The following is a 16,557-nucleotide window of genomic DNA, read 5'->3' on the forward strand; positions in this document are numbered from 1 at the left end:
GGTAACATATAACGACTGTTTCATCTTCTTAATCTACATACTATTGAGAAAATTGACTTGGGCTTGTCCGTGCGAAAAATGCGCGGGAGCCCATTTTTTTTTTTTTTTTTGTAGTACAATATTAACGATAATGTAATGTGAGGTAATAAAAGTAATATGTTTGATATAAAACTGAAAAAAATCCCGGCGCTGCTTTTGGCTCTGGTGATGGTTGCTAGCACGGTTGCCCCGCTTAATATTTCGGAAGTGTATGCCCAAGATGCAGCGACACAGCCAGTCGATACAGCTATATTGACGCCAAAACCAGCTGCCCCAGCTTCAGCTACTCCGGAGAATACGACTCCGCTGCCCCCCACGACTAGCGAAGAAAACGCAGCCCCGACCTCACATGTAGAACCGGATAAATCCAACTACCCGAATGCGGATCAAATCGGCATGGAAGAAGGCGAAGCGGAGCTTGGAGAAAACTCTTCATTTGACGTGAACCAAAATCCGCCGCTGCGAGCACGCCGCATTGATGGACCTGACCCGATGACGGACGAGACAGCGCTTGAGCAAGTGAAAAATCCGCCGATGCCTACTTTGTACAGCTTGACCTTGAATTTTAAGGGAAAGAAAATAAAGAATGGGAAAGAGACAGATCCGCTGGTTTTGCATGATCCGTATCAAATCACCGTGGGAGAAAATGCATGGGGGAATGAATGGAACGATGTTCATACCAAAGTGAAGCTATTTCCGGCTGACGGATATACTATACCCGGTAAAGGCATCCTGGCTGGCAAACCAGACTACAGCGAAGTGCCTCGGGTAGAGGGTGAAGGAGAGAACAAATTTGTCGAACTCAATTATGACAATGTGGTAAATCTCGCCAAGGCAGCAGATAATCAGTCGGCCGATAATCAGCCGGACGATACCGGGGCAAACCTCAAGAAAGCGGAAGTTGATTACCTGTATGAGCCTGAAGAAGTTGAGGTGGCAGTAAATCATACGTTCCAATCTTTAGCTCAAGACAATAAAGGAGAATATAAGTATTTTTCACGCAAAAATATTGCGGCCTCACGTGAAAAAGGGTACGTAGGTGAAGAACGTGAACTTAAATTTTTGCCCGATGATCAGATCGAAGGGTTTATGCCCGAACCGAAAGGGTCAAAAATAGTTTTCCCATCGGCTAAATTGGCGCAAGGCTATACGAAGGAATTGCGCTATTTGCGGCAGTCTTACGAGGTCAATTATGACACGCAAGGCGGAACGTCGATCCCTCCGCGGAAGGTTCGTTTCGGGCAGCGTTTGCCCATCCCGGCGGAACCTAAGCTTGATGGCAGCCATTTTCTTGGCTGGATAACTAATAAAGATTTATATGAATATACGGAAGATGGGGCCAAGAAAGATGGCAATAACCCGATCTACAAGTGCCCGACGGAAGCTGAAGTTGCTCAGTTGAAGAGCGAGATCGCAAATAGTGCGGATGGCGACCCTGCTGCGGCAAAAGAACTTTCAAAAAGCCTTTCTGAGCAAGGAAAAATTATTACCACGGCGCAATTAAAAGATCCGAACGGCAAATATTATATGCCGGCCGGTGGCGTTACTTTTACCGCCATTTACAAATTCCCTGAGAATGTGCATTACACGGTCTATTATTGGCAAGAGAAAGCGAATCACCCGGATCGTCCGAATGGCTACGCGAACATTGATGAGGCGATGCAGGATTTTGATTTGATTACCACCACTTCGGCAGAAGCTCCGCCTGAGACGGACATGGTAACGGGGATATCACCTACTAATGGGCAAGCTGTAGACCTATTAAAAAAACACATTGGAGATCCTTTGTTCGCTCCAGCAACTGTCGAAGAAAAAAAGTTCCGGGATAATAACTTTTTTTACTATTACTTATTTGTGAGTAGCTTTGCTAATATCAAGAATAGACAGAGTGGTGACAGTAAATATCTTAGATATTCAAAGTACGAGCCTAGTTTCGCTGATCTTGCTGATCAGAAAACAACTGAAGAAATGACCAAAGATTTAAATCACGGAAAAAAGGTTTTGCTTAACGGAAAAGGTATATACAACGTTTTTTTAAAGAGGCGTGTTTATACGCTCAAGTTTGATCCGACTTCTGTTTTGGTTTTTCAAAAAACTAAAACTTTAGACAAACCTCACCACTTTAAAATGATTATAGGTGGTAAAGAATATACTGAGGAAAACCCTTATACCGTTACAGCCCGCTATGGGGAAAGTCTTAGCGAAAAAATGATTTTCCCGGAATATAGTGAAAAGGAGGAAAAAACGGACAAACCGATATTTGTAGGCACATTAGCAGAACCAAATAACTCAAGGGTAATAGATAATTCCTCTAATAAGGCTGTTAAAGAAGATGGTTATAGAGTGCTTAATGGGTGGAAAACATATATAGGAGAAAAAGTAACTAAAGCAGAAGAAATAACTAAACCAGAAGAAATGCAGAACTCTCTTTGGGCTGTGTCGCAAACACCCTTAACGAATCCGTGTATGATATGTGCGCACGATAAAGATTACAACATAAAATTTTTGATGTCTTCAACAACTCTGAATCAGCGGCAATATGAAATGGTGCATTATGTCTGTAGTGTAACCGACTTTGTGGAGAAAAATCCAAGGATTATCAAAGACTCATACTTCTCGGCTTTTAGCTTTGATACTGGTGATAATTATCGTAAATATATTACTTCAATTCCAACAGTGGAGGAGTATTACCGAGATAAAAATGATAGGAACCCCATAACTGACCCCAATGGTCCCAAAGATATATTTAAACTGGACATAAAGGAAAAGGACTTTGAAGACGCTAAGAAAAGCCTACTAGATCAATTTAAGAGTGCTAAAGAGACCATAATTGATCCTAACCATAACATTGATCCGGATGAAGAAATGAAAAACATCAAGTGGATAGATACGACTAACTTGATCAAACCTGGTAATGAAAATACAGAGTTTTTGGATAAAAACGGTATTCGTATTATCCAATATAGACGCAGAAGGAAAAAGCTATTTATACACGTTGATCCCGAAAACTTTAGTTTGCCGGAAGATCTTAGACCTGCCCATAAGTGGTACGAGAAGGATGCTTTCGACGCAGTTGTTGCAGCTTTAACCAAGCCGCTTACCCCTAATCAGCCACAAAAAACGGAGTATCTACATGTTTCCTATGAGACCCCGTTGTCTATGGTTGTCAATAAGCTGCCGAAGCCGACCCGGCCTGCTTGGGCGAAAGATTGTGAATTTCGTGGCTGGTCGCTTGACCCGAATGGTGCAATTATGTTGGCTAAATATGAGGGCGATGAAAATGGAAAGGCGAAATACAGAACCGTAAGTGAAGTAACTATGCCGAATGTTGCGCAGAATATTTATGCGCAGTGGGAAGATCCGCGCCTGTTTGAACTGCAATTCGATTTGGCCGGGGGAAAACTACCCGAAGGCAGTTTGACCAAGGAAAATTTACTCGGCTCGGACGAAGCGGCGGGAGATGCCAAGTTCGATGCTGCCAAAAATATCCTAACGGTAAAAGCCGGAACCAGTTTGCGCAAAAATTTGAACGAAACACCTAAGAGCGAAGGGCAAGCTCCCAACAACGAAGCTTTGGTGCCAGAAAAAGATGGCTATATTTTCCAAGGTTGGAAATATGAATATTATCAGACTGATGAGCGTGGCAAGGTGAAACGGGACGGAAACAAGCGGCCAATCATTGATGACGAATATTTGAAGATCTCCCAAGGCTTACCGGAATATTACGTTTTTGGTACGCCGGTATATCAGGCGGCAAAACTTACGGCACAGTGGGTGAAAAATCCGTTTATTAAGTTTAAAATCAACCATCATTTTTACAATAAGCAAGGAAAAGAAATCCTCCCCGCAGGCAAAACCGCTTTCTTTACCGAAACAGATGAAGGTAGGATCGGCTCAGATGTGACGGCAATCGGGCGCATGCAAAACAGCGAATGGCTCTTGATGACTAACGAAGATTTTAAAAAATCCGGGCTGACCCCGCCTCAGTGGCAGGATAACAGTTTCTTCCGCCGTCGCAAGCTTGTTGATCCTGATCCAAACAGCATAACGGCTAATCGAGCAGCTGACAGTGCCGATTGGAATCCGATAAACGACTTCGATTTTTACTACAAGCCGATTCGCCGGCAAGTATATGCGGTAGATTATGAATGCAACCGCAGTCAGCCGGAAAACGATGTGATGCATCCGAACAAGGACGGTAGCCCATTCGTTTTGGCTCATGTGGTGTACCACGACTATAATCGGGAGTGGTCTGCGGCTAATTTCTTGGATTTGCCGGGCTTTAAACTTACCAGTTCGGCGCAAAGAAAAATAACGTTCAATTACAAAGGCAATGACTATAAGGAAGGTAAATTACTCGGAATTAACGGGAACGCCGATCTGCCTGATTTGCAACCCAACCAGGGCGATGATGCTGCAGCAAAGGCTCGTAAAACAAGACTCAAATTCAGTACCAAGTTCACTTACGAGGACTATCGTGTCTTGCTCCGCAATTCTGAGGCTGCAAAAACGCCGAAGGGTTACCATCGCTTGGTTATCGAATTGCCGAAGGATGACATGGAATTTGCCTTTGACTTTGCCGGCTCGCGAAATCCTGCGAAGAATGAGCCGGGCGAAGGAGCAACGCCGGGAGTAACGCCGGGAGTAACGCCGGGAGGTGGATCAACTCCTGATACCGGTACTTCTCCGGCCGGGGCAGGCAGCGTTAAGGTCGAACGTCATAAGTATATCGTTGATGTTGTCGATGGTTTCAAAGACGAAAACGTCCCGTTACCGGATATTGTCCCAATCCGCAAGATGTCCGTGCGAAAAATTTGGTTGGATCAGCGCGGATATAATATATATACTAACGTGTTGTACAATGACGGACTGGCTACAGATCAGGAAGAAGATCTGGAAAAAAATCTGGATGAGGCCGTTCCACCGGAGCAAGAACAACCGGTTCAACCGCCCCTCATGCGGCCGTTCGCTAGCAAAATAAAGCTGGTACCGAATGGTGAGTACAAGGACGCTAAAGGGAAAGTAATTCAGCCCAAGATGGTTGAAATAAGTGATGCAAATCTGCAGACACCCGCGGAAGAAACAGAGCATCCTGAGCGTCTTGGCTGGTATTTGACGAAAAAATCGGAAGAAGATGACAGGAGAATCGGCTTGCCGCTCGGAACTCCGCTTGTAGTCGAACGGGTGAAGAATGTCAATGCAGTAGATCCAGTGGATCAAGATAAGGGAAGGCCGTTGATGCTGACCGATTTCTTATCTGTAAGCAAGACCGAAGGCCCGACGAATAAACCGAATCCCGGCAAGTTACAGCCTAACTATGGGCGCAAAAAGTTAACCTTTGATTTTAAGACGGGAAATAACGGGAAGTTGAGCTGGACGGCTGAATTGTTTAAGCATCTGGCAGAAATTGATAAAAAGCCACATCAATTTTTCCAATATACCGCTACCGAGGAAGGTTCTGAGGAACAAACTGACGGTTATGAGAAGGGCATGTTCATGTACCACAAGGCTATGGTAAGGGCACCCGGACAAGCGGCCGGACAAACGGCCGGACAAGCAGCCGGACAGGCGGCCGGACAAGCGGTCGGACAGGCGGTCGGACAAGAAAAGTGGGTAGAGCATACCAAGTTATTTGAAATGGAACTTGGCGGCGTCAAAGAAGAGAACGGCAAAGATATGTGGGTCAACCCGCAGTCGATTGTCGGTAACGGAATATCGCTCGAAGGCCTGAAAGAGTTAGTAGTACTGAACTCAGAAGTGCCGACCATCGACGTCGAAGTACACAAGTTTTGGTTCGGCAAGTACGGCAAGCCGCTCGATTTCAACACCCTGTCCGTAGGCTCGGCGGCCAACCCGAAACCATTGACGATGGAAATGCTTTTCCTCGACCCGCTTATTGCGAAACATCTGCCGACCCGAAACACGGCGTTGACGGCCGGGAGCAAGTGGCATGGCTGGATAGAGGCGGTGCGGCTGAAATTCCGGCGCACCAGCCCACGCACCTATGACTATGAACTGCACGAAGTCGGCGATTCCGGCGGAACGCTCAGCTATGGCGGCAAGAAATTTGACGCGATCTATATCGGGCGCTGCCTCGATGGCTTCAAGGTGATCAACCGCGAACAAACCTATGGCTTCCCACCGGTTGTAGCGATTTGCGACTGCGCCAGAATGGGCATGAACAAGGCTTATTCAGCCGCTGACAGAGCCTATACGGCCGTAAGCGAGGCGGCCGGTAAAGCCGGCAACTACATTAAACGCCAAGTCGGTAAAATTTTTGGCGGAAACGGTAGGCAAACTGAAACGAATGGACAGGGCGGCTGCTCGTCCTGCCATTTGGATTGAGGCAGCGATAAGAGGACGACACGTATGGGAAAAACAATAAAAATACTAGCAGGAGCCTTGACAATGACCATGCTGGCCACGAGCGGGGTGACAGCGTTGGAATACACATCATTCAGCCGCGAGGAAGCGAAACTGGTAGATCAGCTTTTTGAGGAACAGAATCGCAGCAAGGCGGCTGAGGCGAACGGTGCGAACGGCGCGAACGGCGGCGGAGCGAAAACTGCAGCCGACCAAAACGGCATGATTGAGCCGAACGTAATATATAAGTCATTTGCTACGTCGGAGTTTAACCGGAAGCTGAAAAGATACGATGAGGCGCAAAAATCGGTCGCCCAGGACGCAGACGTGGTCGGTGCGCTCGGCACGGCAAGATGCGTAGCCCAATTTCGCTTGGACGAACTGAATCGCCAAATCTGCGCCACGCGTAAATTGATGGAATTGGCGGAAGGGATCAAACGCATCGACACATATCGTTATAAACGTTCGCGTAAAACTAGTGACCCCCAAAAACCGTACCAATTCTACCGCAATGATTTTCCGGTGATTACAGATGCGGTGCTCAGTGCAGCGAGAATATACGCGTTTGAAAAAGATGCGCAAGCTCTGGACAAATTGATCAAGACCAACGCAGAATTGGCGAGCAAAAACCTGAACGAAAAGCCGAAGTACGAGGCGCTTGGCATCGAATACATGGATCGGGTGACCGGGCGCGAGTTGAAAGACAACGTTTTGGCGATTCGCACCCTGATCGATAAAAAGATCATGACCCCGTTATATCGTGGTCTGGTCGAGAAACTGATGCTCTTTTATGGTAACAAGCAAATCGCGGATCACACGGTGGGTGAACTGACTCGGCAAGCCAAGGTCGAGGCGGCCAAGATCCACCTGTTGGAGGCCTTTGCCAAGCAGAAGAAGTTCAGCCTGCGTTCTTGCCCGTTATGCGACTACGGTGCGAAAGTAACACCTTTAGGCGTCGGGGCAGCGGAATTGGCGGAGAAAATCAAGCAAAAGGATCCGAACAAGGATGATGTGCCGAACACGGCGGCTGCAGTTGTTGCGGCTCCGGCCAAGCGTTTCGCTAACTGAGTGCGGCAACCGCGACAGCAGTTGCTGCGGCTGCGGCCAAGCGTTTCGCAAAATGAGTGTGGCAAACGCGGCTGCGGTCGCTGCGGATCCGGCCAAGCATTTCGCTAAATGAGTGCGGCAACCGCGACAGCAGTTGCTGCGGAAAGAAAAATGCCCCCGGCGTTTGATATGTACCCAGAATACTGGACACATATTTATGAACTAGGCTGGACACATGGATGCTATCCTGTATTGTACAGGAGGCATCCATTTTGTTTTTGCCTGAATTCTTTTATTATTATAGTAATCTATATATTCTTCAACTGCTTTTGAGAATTCTTCGAAGGAGGAATAATCTTTCTCATAGCCGTAATACATCTCATTCTTTAGTCTTCCGAAGAAGGTTTCCATTATACAGTTGTCATAACAATTACCTTTTCGCGACATAGACTGAATGATCCCACGTTCTTTTAATGTATTTCTAAAATAGGCATACATATACTGCCAACCTTGGTCTGAATGAAATATAAGCCCTTCAACAGATGGGAATTTTTCAAAAGCTCTATCCAGCATTCTTGATACCTGCTCAAGATTCGGGCTTGTTGATAAATTATATGAAATGATTTCATTCGTATTCATATCCAGTACTGGAGAGATATAGCATTTCCCCCATGAAAAATTAAACTGAGAGACATCTGTTGTCCATTTCTGCAATGGTGCTGTTGTACTGAAATCCCTATTTATTATATTATCAGCAATCTTACCTACTTCGCCCTTATAAGAATGATATTTTTCCTTTGGACGCTTACCAGCTAATCCTGCTTCATGCATAAGGCGTTGAACTCGCTTATGATTTATATGATATCCACGATTTAGTAATTCATGATAAATTCTACGAACACCATATCTATGCTTGTTTTTTTCAAATATTTCTCTAATAACAATCAGTAATTCTTCATTGCGATCAGCAACTACATCTGATTTGTTAATCTCAAAATAATAAGTTGATTTAGACATGCCAATAGCTTTTAAGAGATATTTTAATTGGTATCCTTTTTCACGGAGTTCTTTGATGATTGCTGCTTTTTCTCCTTGAGTTGTGCAGCACATTTTTCGTGTCTCAAGGCGATTAATTTTTTTATTGCTTCATTCTCCGTTTTTAAGTATTCAGTTTCTGCTCTAAGACGAATTAATTCTTCACGTTCTGATGGGGTTAAATCAGTGGGTTTGGATTTCTTGCTCACGTTTGCTTCCTTCTTACTTTTTCTGCCTTTTTTGAGATTTAATCCTTCATACCCTTTAACTTTATATGTCTGAACCCATTTAGACAATAATCCACTATCAATTCCTGCACTAATAGCAACAGATTTTTGTGATTCACCAGCAAGTACACGAGCTACTAACTGATATCTACATTCAGCCGAACGTTCTTTACATGTAGTTGGATGCCGAAGAGAATCAAGACCATATATATCTGCAATTCTTGACCATTGTACAATTCTTTTTCTAAAATCTTTTGACTTATACCTTCTGGTGTCTTAATCCACTGACCAGAGCGATATAGTTCTACAGCATTAAGTTTAAAAGCATAATCGTATTTCATACAAAACCCTTTTCACTGGTTGTGTCCAGTAAAAGGGGTACATATCAGTTTGTACCGAGTGCATTTTCTTACTTTCCAAATAAATCGCTGTGCGTTCCTGTTCGGGATAATGTCAAGACGAGCAAATTATTCTCGATGCGATAGACCAATAGCCAATCTGGCTGAATGTGGCACTCACGATGCCCGACCCAGTTTCCGCTTAAAGCGTGGTCTTTATTCTTTTCTGGAAGTTGTTCGCTGCTTGCCAGTTTGCGAATGATGTCGTCCAGAAGGTCAATATCAAGATGCCGTTTCATCGCCAGCTTGTAGTCCTTCTTAAATTGATTTGTCCAAACAATGTCTAAATGTTTACTCATTCTTTCAACGCCCGCAATGCTTCCTCTACATCAGCGTAGCGTTTTACAGATGGATCACGGGCAATGCGTTCCGCTTCTAGCATTGCTGCCATCGTTTCCTTGTTCGGCTGCTCCATGCGAACATCAAAAGGAAAACCGCCGACCCGGAGCGACTGGCGGAGAAACACATTGATAGCGGTAGTAAGGTTGATACCTAATTCACCATACATTGCTTCGCACTGTTTCTTAATTTCACTGTCCATACGGACACTGAAATTAGTTGTGGTAGCCATGAATGTCAACTCCTTTTCTAGCTATTGCACTTATATAATATGTGATGTGCATTGCACAGTCAACCTATTAGACTGAAAATTCGCAGAAAAGTCAACAGTTATTTTTTTGAGGAACAGCCTATTGAATGTATTTGAAGCGGTCAAACAGAATAACGAAATTAAAGACAGTGTGCTCGCCAAGAATTATTTGTTTAATAGTCCATCTTATAAGTTTGATAGTACGCCGGAACTGGTGCTTGCACGAGTGTTGGAGAATGATGGTGATGCACAGAATTGGCTGCGTCCTGCACCAATAGAGTTCAATAACTTTGCAAAAACGTAGAATGACACAAAAAGAACTGGCAGGTCGAATTGGAGTAACCGAAGCAGTTATGTCAAGGTATGTCTCTGGCGATAGAGAGCCAAAGCCTGATGTTCTGGCAAACATCGCCACCGCACTACACACCACATCGGATTTTCTGCTTGGAATTGAAAACAAAGATTTCAGCCAGCCAAGAATCCGCCGTATGATTGCAAGAAATGCAGCGTCAATGACCGAGCAGGAAAAAAAAGAACTTATTAACGCTTTGTTTGGGGAGGAGTAATATTGGTGATTTCGTTATCAAACGCACGAACAGTGCTTGCTTATGAAAAAGAGTGAAGATGGTTTTTCTGTAGAAAAGAACATTGGTGAATGGTACATTTACTACAATGACAAAAAGGACTATGGTCGAATCAACAATACCATAATGCATGAAATCGGGCATATTGTGTTAGACCACAGTGAGGATAGCGAATTGGCAGAAAAAGAAGTAAAGTTCTTTGCAAAATATGCACTCGTACCTCCTGTACTTGTCCACAAGCTGAAATTGGATAATCCATACGATATTTCAGACATATTCGATGTAAGTTTTGAGGCGGCTTGTTATGCACATTCTTACTACAAAAAGTGGCTGCAATATGGTTCTGCTGATTATACAAATTACGAAATCACGCTCTTGAATCTTTTCCAGGATGATGCCCTGTTTGAAGATATCTTATCTCAAAAATGCATTTGTGGAAAATCGTTCATGGAATTGATTAAAGAAATTCATGTGGAGGAGATTTTCTAAAGGAGGCGAAATAATGCAAGGAATTACAATGAACGAAATGTGAGAACTGATTTCGCATTACCATGATGCAGAATTTGAGTACAACGGAACTACTTATGTATTGCAGCCAGAGGTCAAGGATGATAAGACCTATCTTGTGATAAAGATCAAGCAAAAAGATCCGAACAAGGATGATGTGCCGGACACGGCGGCGGTGTTGGCTGCGGCTCCGGCCAAGCGTTTCGCTAACTAAGTGCGCGAGGTGCAAAGGGATGACCGCCGTTGGCATAAAGAAAGCTGCAGCAGTCGGTTAAAACTAAAACGAGTATTTGCTACGCACAGCCGCTGGTTCCATTCTCTGTAGCAGTAAATCTAATACTAGATTCCTTGTGCGCCGCTAGCTTAAAGCATTCCTGTGGCCGCATAAAAACGAAAAAAACGGCGTCGTAACAGTCATTTTGCAAGTTCATCATTTAATATTTTCGACACCGGCCTGCATTTATGGTATAATCTCGATATCTATTACATAAACGTGGAGGAGCTTTGATGAACAAGATAAAGTCAGGAATTGCGATGGTTTTGATGTTAGCCATTGTATTACTGCTTGTCCCACAATATACCGCGACTCAGGACGTGGAGGCTTACGAAGCAAGTCCGACTGTCCAACGACAATTCATAAATGCAATTGCCGGTTCGGCGGTTTCTATTGCTCGTTCACACGGGCTTTTCCCTTCGGTCATGATTGCTCAGGCAATTCTTGAAAGTGATTGGGGGCGGAGCAAATTATCGCAACCGCCTTACCACAACTTGTTTGGCATTAAAGGTGGTTCTGACGGTGTGATTTTTGACACATTGGAGGACGATGGCACCGGAAATTGTTACGGTATTCGTGACTCTTTCCGCCGGTACAATAGCTATTTGGAAAGTTTACGTGATTATGCTGAGCTTTTTAGAAGCACCCCGCACCTAACCCGGGTATATGCTCCGTTTGTGAATTCCACTACAGTAGAAGAAGCCTGCGCCGCCTTGACGGGAACTTACGCTACCGATACATCATATGGCCGCAAACTCATGAACATAATCATCGGCTATAATTTGTTAGTTTATGATGGTGCCGTCAACCGTGCACCGAGTTGGGAAATAAAACCAAAAAATGATATAGTATACAGCCATTTTAATTCGGTAAATATACGCCAAGATCACAATACTTCTTCACCAATTCTTATGCGAGCCATGGCGGGTGACGCATTCCGGCGTTTAGGCGTGACCACAGGCTGGACAATGATTCAAATTGAGGACGGTCGCAAAGCTTATATTGCCAGCGAGTATGTTTCGACTGAAAAACCGACCGATGTTTATGAGCCGGAGAAAGATGGGTATTTAAGCCGCTCGGCCCCCAAAGATTCAGACGTCACGACAAATCCGAGCAGCCTGGCCAATTCGAACGGAGAGAATACGAACAACGGCAATCAGTCGGCAAAAGATAACAAGAATAACCCACCGGCCGAACCGAAAAACTCACCGCCGCCGGAGCCGAAAAACGGTGCGCAAGATCCAGCTAAAGCCAAACACACAGAAGCAGAAGTAAAGGCAGCGAAGGCAGCTGCCGATAAAGCGATTGCAGAGGGCCCGTCCTCCGCGACGAAATCAGGCGTTCTGGATTCCCGTACCGCCGGGATCAAACAGGAAACCAAGGTCGATAAGACTAAGTTAGAAAGCTTGTTGGGATCAAATGTGAATCTTCCTTTCGCGTCCGAAGACGTAAAGAAAGAATACGTTAAAACCATGAAAAAAGCGGTGGCTTTGTATTGGAACCCGAAAGCTACACAGAAAGACATAGACAAGACGGTAGCCGAGTTAAATAAGCTTAGAGAACGCGCGGAGCAGGAAGATGCAGACGGCCTGAAAGCGGATAATGAGCAATTGCGTGAACTCGTTGATAAAAACACCGGCGTAAAGCTCGTTTATACCAAATTGGCCATAGACAAAACACCGATCTTTAAAGTTGAGAAGAATCGGCACCTGAGCCTTTCTTCGGTAAACCGACAATTCTTGCGCTCACGCGGTCAGCGTTGGATTACCTACCAGCTAGAACTGTGTGAAGATGAGCAGGCGGAAGCGGCTATTGCTGCGAAACGTGCTGCCGAAGCTGCTGAAGCCGCAGCACAAGTGCGGGCTGCCAAACGGCAAGCCCCGTTACCCACTACTGCTGCTCCGGCACCGACTTCTGCCAAACAGGGAAAAGCTAATAATGTGGAAGTAGGAAATAAAGCTAATAAAGCACTAGCGTTAAAGAGCGAAATACGCTTGCGTTTGCCGATTGACAAGGGCTTCAAAGAGAGCAACATCGAAGTTTACCACTTAGTGAACGACAGCTTGGAGAAATTAAATGTCAAAGCCGCCAATAACGGTGTTGTGTTGCAGACGTCCGAGTTAGGAACTTATCTACTGGTTGAACGCAATGTCCGCTTGGCGGAGATTAAGGAAAACAATGTTGTTGCAGCAGTCAGTGGCGATGATCTCGGTGTAGTTTCGGCACCTCACCTGAAAAGATTGTACGGCTTTGAACTGGTCGTTATAATTTTAGTACTTGCACTTGGTGCTTTGGCACGGTATACTTATAGACGTTTCGCTGCAGAAGATAAGGGCCCGTAGCTCAGTTGGGAGAGCGCTGCGTTCGCAACGCAGAGGTCAAGAGTTCGATCCTCTCCGGGTCCACCATAGCGCAAAATCCGAGTCTTTACCGTTTGGTAGGGATTCGGATTTTTTCTGTGAATGATTCATGGCGCGTGGATATTTGCGGTAGAATTGGTTAGAGCGGTAAATTTAACGCGGTTATGTGGTAAAATAGAAGCAATTATTTTTTCATAGAAAAGAGATGCATATGAAAACTTCGTTTATTCCGGCTCATTACCAATCCACACTTACGTTGTATGAAACGCAAGCGGCGATCAGCTTGATCAAATTCAATTTTGAAGAGAATTTTGCCCGTGCCCTTAATTTGCGCCGAGTTTCCGCTCCTTTATTTGTCGATCCGGCCTCGGGTTTGAACGATGATTTAAACGGAGTTGAACGTCCGGTAACTTTCGATATTCCGGCAGCAGAAGCAACTGGCGCGGTTGTGCATTCTTTAGCTAAATGGAAACGTCTGGCACTGTATCGCTACGGTTTTAAGCCCGGCAAGGGTTTATACACCGATATGAACGCGATTCGGCGCGACGAAGAATTGGACAATTTGCACTCGGTATACGTTGATCAATGGGACTGGGAAAAAGTAATTACCCCCGAAACTCGTAATATAGATTATTTGAAGGCAGTGGTAAGAGCGATTGTGACGGCGATCATTCGTACCAAAGAAGCACTTGAAGTTCGCTATCCGCAAAATATCTGCAAAATTGAGCAGGAAGTAAAATTTATCACAGCAGAGGAACTGCTGCAAATGTATCCCGACATGCCGCCTAAAGACAGGGAGAATGCCATAGTCCGAAAGTATAAAACGGTGTTCATCATCGGCATCGGCGATCGTCTAAGTGACGGCAAGCCACATGACGGAAGAGCCCCTGACTATGATGATTGGCAACTCAACGGTGACTTGCTGCTTTATCATGAACCTTTGGACATTGCTTTGGAGATAAGCTCGATGGGAATTCGTGTCACGCCCCAGAGTCTGCATCGGCAACTTACACAAGCAGGCTGCCTTGAACGCTTGAATTTGCCCTTCCACACTAAACTGATGGATGGTATTTTACCGCTGACAATGGGCGGTGGTATCGGTCAGTCTCGTTTATGTATGTTCCTTTTGCAGAAAGCCCACATCGGAGAAGTTCAATGTTCGCTATGGGATAAGACGACATTGCGAGTATGCGAAGAAGCAGGCGTTCAGCTGTTTTAGCTGTTGCGACGGGAAACCTACCGGGGAGTTCAGACCTGGCGGCCGAGCCTAAGCCAACGGCAACAACGGCAGCAACGGCAACAACGGAGGTGTAGAGGATGTTTTTGGTAACAGCAGCCGAGCAAAGAGCGGCGGATGCTTCATTCAGCAAAACAACCGGGTTACCTACCATATTATTGATGGAGCAGGCGGCCGTGGCTTTGGCCGAAGCCGTGTACAACATAGTACGTAAAACTGACAGTTCTACCGAGGGGGATTGTGACTGCAAAATTGGTTTGTCGCGACCCGGTGTGAGGGCAAGAACAAGAGAAATTAAAAACATAGCTATTTTGTGTGGTTGTGGCAATAACGGGGGTGACGGCTACGCTTTGGCTCGCCATTTAGTAACGGACAGCTGTCATTTACCGGCTGATTTGCGCCGACATATCAAAGTGTATGAATATTTACCGCAGCGAGAACGCTTAGGAGATGCTGCTTTAAATCGTTCAGGGTATTTGCTTTGTGGGGGAGAAATCGCCCCGCTTGCGGAGTTGACAGCTGATGCGACAACATTGTATGTAGATGCTGTCTGGGGTACCGGTTACAAAGCCGGGCGTCCGGTGGATGCAGAATTTAGAGCTGCAGCTATAACGGTGAATTCGGCTAAGCAGGGCGGGGCTACCGTTTTGGCGGTGGATATTCCTTCCGGGCTTGAAGCCGATACTGGCAAGGCAAGTGAAATAGCTATCTTGGCTGACTCGACAATTACCTTCGGCTACGGAAAACCCGGCTTATACATCAATCAAGGCAGGCATCATTGCGGCCACGTTAAGGTCGCACCTCTGACGATTCCGTTAGATGCGGCTAAAAATTCCGTGGGTGAGCAAAATCCTCCCACGTCCACAGCCTCAGCAACATTATCAGCCTCAGTTTCGGCGAAAGGCTCAGGTTTTGCCTCGCCTGACGGAAAACAGCCATTTTGCCGCCGAATTTTGCCTGAATTAGATGATTTTGTCCGCTTGTTGCAACCACGTCAGCGCGATTCCTATAAAGGCACTAACGGTAATGCGGCGATCATTGCCGGGGATCCGGGAATGAGTGGAGCAGCGGCTTTAGCTGTGGCCGGAGCATGGCAGAGCGGTCCGGGTAAGGTTTTCGCTTGGGTCGGTCGTTCGGCTGAAACGGCTATTTTGAGCTATAATCCTGCCGTATTGGCAAGTGAGAGGCCGAGTGAACTGACTGATGACGAACTGCGTAGCCGCGTGCAAGATTATCTAACTAACTTGGGTGACCCGGCCAAGGTTGCTTGTTTGGTCGGCCCTGGGCTGAATATTAACTCCGCTTTGGAAACGATTATTGAAGCCGTCTTGGCGTGGCCGGGACAGACGGTTTTTGACGCTTCAGCTTTGACTGCGCTTAGCTTAAAACCGGCTTATTCGATTAAATTAATGCAAAAACGCCGGGCTGCAGGCTTAAGTAAACCCCTCTTTACGCCACATTTAGGTGAGTATAAGTGCCTTCTAAAAGCAACGGCCGCTCTGCCCGAAAAGGCGGAGATGCTAAAGTCAGAAAGCGATTTATCGCTTGAAGCGGAAGCTTTGGCCGAAATTTGGCAGGCAAATATTTTGGTTAAAGGGGCATATAGTTTTTTAACGGGGTTTGACGACAAAATAGTTTATCTGCCTTACGGGAATTCTGCTCTGGCCCATGCTGGCAGCGGCGACTTGCTGGCTGGTACGATTGTTGGGTTGGCTGCACAAGGACACAATTTACCTGTAGCTGCGGCATTGGGGGCTTTTTTATGCGGGCGGGCGGCAGAGATTTATATTGCTAACGGCGGCAGTCCGCGCTGCTTCTTTTGGCAGGAACAGCTGCGTTTGATGCGGCAAATTATGGCAGAACTTGAGTCTGGGACAATGACGTAAGCCTTAGCGAC

13 protein-coding genes and 1 tRNA gene are annotated in these 16,557 nt (G+C 45.8%); 9 read left to right on the forward strand and 5 right to left on the reverse strand.

Annotated features, from left to right (window positions below):
- The first annotated feature begins 156 nt into the window (after positions 1–156).
- Complete coding sequence (locus HMPREF0868_RS00730) at positions 157–6,384, forward strand: InlB B-repeat-containing protein (RefSeq protein ID WP_012992793.1); 6,228 nt, start codon at positions 157–159, stop codon at positions 6,382–6,384.
- A gap of 24 nt (positions 6,385–6,408) precedes the next feature.
- The gene (locus tag HMPREF0868_RS00735) at positions 6,409–7,470 is read left to right on the forward strand and encodes a hypothetical protein (RefSeq protein ID WP_012992794.1); all 1,062 of its coding nucleotides are present in this window, start codon (positions 6,409–6,411) and stop codon (positions 7,468–7,470) included.
- Here the strand turns inward: HMPREF0868_RS00735 and HMPREF0868_RS00740 are convergent.
- From HMPREF0868_RS00740 to HMPREF0868_RS00760, 5 genes are all read right to left on the reverse strand, one after another.
- Complete coding sequence (locus HMPREF0868_RS00740) at positions 7,463–7,684, reverse strand: hypothetical protein (RefSeq protein WP_012992795.1); 222 nt, start codon at positions 7,682–7,684, stop codon at positions 7,463–7,465. The genes HMPREF0868_RS00735 and HMPREF0868_RS00740 overlap by 8 nt on opposite strands.
- Positions 7,672–8,559 carry an IS3 family transposase gene (locus tag HMPREF0868_RS00745; RefSeq protein ID WP_081470210.1) on the reverse strand — a complete coding sequence of 296 codons (888 nt, stop codon included), beginning with the start codon at positions 8,557–8,559 and terminating at the stop codon, positions 7,672–7,674. Before HMPREF0868_RS00745 ends, HMPREF0868_RS00740 begins: the two co-directional genes overlap by 13 nt.
- Entirely contained in the window at positions 8,490–8,780 is a 291-nt protein-coding gene (locus HMPREF0868_RS08605; RefSeq protein ID WP_242821316.1) for a hypothetical protein, read from the reverse strand. The genes HMPREF0868_RS00745 and HMPREF0868_RS08605 overlap by 70 nt, the downstream gene beginning before the upstream one ends.
- 340 nt (positions 8,781–9,120) lie before the next feature.
- Entirely contained in the window at positions 9,121–9,408 is a 288-nt protein-coding gene (locus HMPREF0868_RS00755; protein WP_012992799.1) for a type II toxin-antitoxin system YafQ family toxin, read from the reverse strand.
- Positions 9,405–9,680, reverse strand: coding sequence for a type II toxin-antitoxin system RelB/DinJ family antitoxin (locus tag HMPREF0868_RS00760; protein WP_012992800.1), 276 nt, complete (start codon positions 9,678–9,680; stop codon positions 9,405–9,407). Before HMPREF0868_RS00760 ends, HMPREF0868_RS00755 begins: the two co-directional genes overlap by 4 nt.
- A 121-nt stretch (positions 9,681–9,801) precedes the next feature.
- Here HMPREF0868_RS00760 and HMPREF0868_RS00765 point away from each other — a divergent pair, with 121 nt between their 5' ends.
- The 7 genes from HMPREF0868_RS00765 to HMPREF0868_RS00805 all read left to right on the forward strand — a co-directional run bounded on the left by HMPREF0868_RS00765 (position 9,802) and on the right by HMPREF0868_RS00805 (position 16,546).
- Positions 9,802–10,002, forward strand: coding sequence for a hypothetical protein (locus tag HMPREF0868_RS00765; protein WP_012992801.1), 201 nt, complete (start codon positions 9,802–9,804; stop codon positions 10,000–10,002).
- 1 nt (position 10,003) lies between these two features.
- Positions 10,004–10,264, forward strand: coding sequence for a helix-turn-helix domain-containing protein (locus tag HMPREF0868_RS00770; protein WP_012992802.1), 261 nt, complete (start codon positions 10,004–10,006; stop codon positions 10,262–10,264).
- Between the two features lie 42 nt (positions 10,265–10,306).
- Positions 10,307–10,771, forward strand: coding sequence for an ImmA/IrrE family metallo-endopeptidase (locus tag HMPREF0868_RS00775; protein ID WP_012992803.1), 465 nt, complete (start codon positions 10,307–10,309; stop codon positions 10,769–10,771).
- 525 nt (positions 10,772–11,296) lie between these two features.
- Complete coding sequence (locus tag HMPREF0868_RS08165) at positions 11,297–13,405, forward strand: glucosaminidase domain-containing protein (RefSeq protein WP_081470211.1); 2,109 nt, start codon at positions 11,297–11,299, stop codon at positions 13,403–13,405.
- Positions 13,396–13,471: transfer RNA gene (locus HMPREF0868_RS00795), tRNA-Ala, on the forward strand. Before HMPREF0868_RS08165 ends, HMPREF0868_RS00795 begins: the two co-directional genes overlap by 10 nt.
- 163 nt (positions 13,472–13,634) lie before the next feature.
- On the forward strand, positions 13,635–14,642 hold the full coding sequence (asnA, locus tag HMPREF0868_RS00800) for an aspartate--ammonia ligase (protein WP_012992807.1): 1,008 nt from the start codon (positions 13,635–13,637) through the stop codon (positions 14,640–14,642).
- 98 nt (positions 14,643–14,740) lie between these two features.
- The gene (locus HMPREF0868_RS00805; protein ID WP_012992808.1) at positions 14,741–16,546 is read left to right on the forward strand and encodes an NAD(P)H-hydrate epimerase; all 1,806 of its coding nucleotides are present in this window, start codon (positions 14,741–14,743) and stop codon (positions 16,544–16,546) included.
- Positions 16,547–16,557 lie beyond the last annotated feature (11 nt).

It is taken from the genome of Mageeibacillus indolicus UPII9-5, assembly GCF_000025225.2.
In the GTDB taxonomy this organism is placed as follows: Bacteria; Bacillota; Clostridia; order Saccharofermentanales; family Fastidiosipilaceae; genus Mageeibacillus; species Mageeibacillus indolicus.

Bases quoted from the DNA above. Each gene is read 5' to 3' on its own strand.
- HMPREF0868_RS00730 (WP_012992793.1), top strand. From the start codon at position 157: ATGTTTGATATAAAACTGAAAAAAATCCCGGCGCTGCTTTTGGCTCTG.
- HMPREF0868_RS00735 (WP_012992794.1), top strand. From the start codon at position 6,409: ATGGGAAAAACAATAAAAATACTAGCAGGAGCCTTGACAATGACCATG.
- HMPREF0868_RS00745 (WP_081470210.1), bottom strand. From the start codon at position 8,559: ATGTGCTGCACAACTCAAGGAGAAAAAGCAGCAATCATCAAAGAACTC.
- HMPREF0868_RS00755 (WP_012992799.1), bottom strand. From the start codon at position 9,408: ATGAGTAAACATTTAGACATTGTTTGGACAAATCAATTTAAGAAGGAC.
- HMPREF0868_RS00760 (WP_012992800.1), bottom strand. From the start codon at position 9,680: ATGGCTACCACAACTAATTTCAGTGTCCGTATGGACAGTGAAATTAAG.
- HMPREF0868_RS00770 (WP_012992802.1), top strand. From the start codon at position 10,004: ATGACACAAAAAGAACTGGCAGGTCGAATTGGAGTAACCGAAGCAGTT.
- HMPREF0868_RS00775 (WP_012992803.1), top strand. From the start codon at position 10,307: ATGAAAAAGAGTGAAGATGGTTTTTCTGTAGAAAAGAACATTGGTGAA.
- HMPREF0868_RS08165 (WP_081470211.1), top strand. From the start codon at position 11,297: ATGAACAAGATAAAGTCAGGAATTGCGATGGTTTTGATGTTAGCCATT.
- asnA (WP_012992807.1), top strand. From the start codon at position 13,635: ATGAAAACTTCGTTTATTCCGGCTCATTACCAATCCACACTTACGTTG.
- HMPREF0868_RS00805 (WP_012992808.1), top strand. From the start codon at position 14,741: ATGTTTTTGGTAACAGCAGCCGAGCAAAGAGCGGCGGATGCTTCATTC.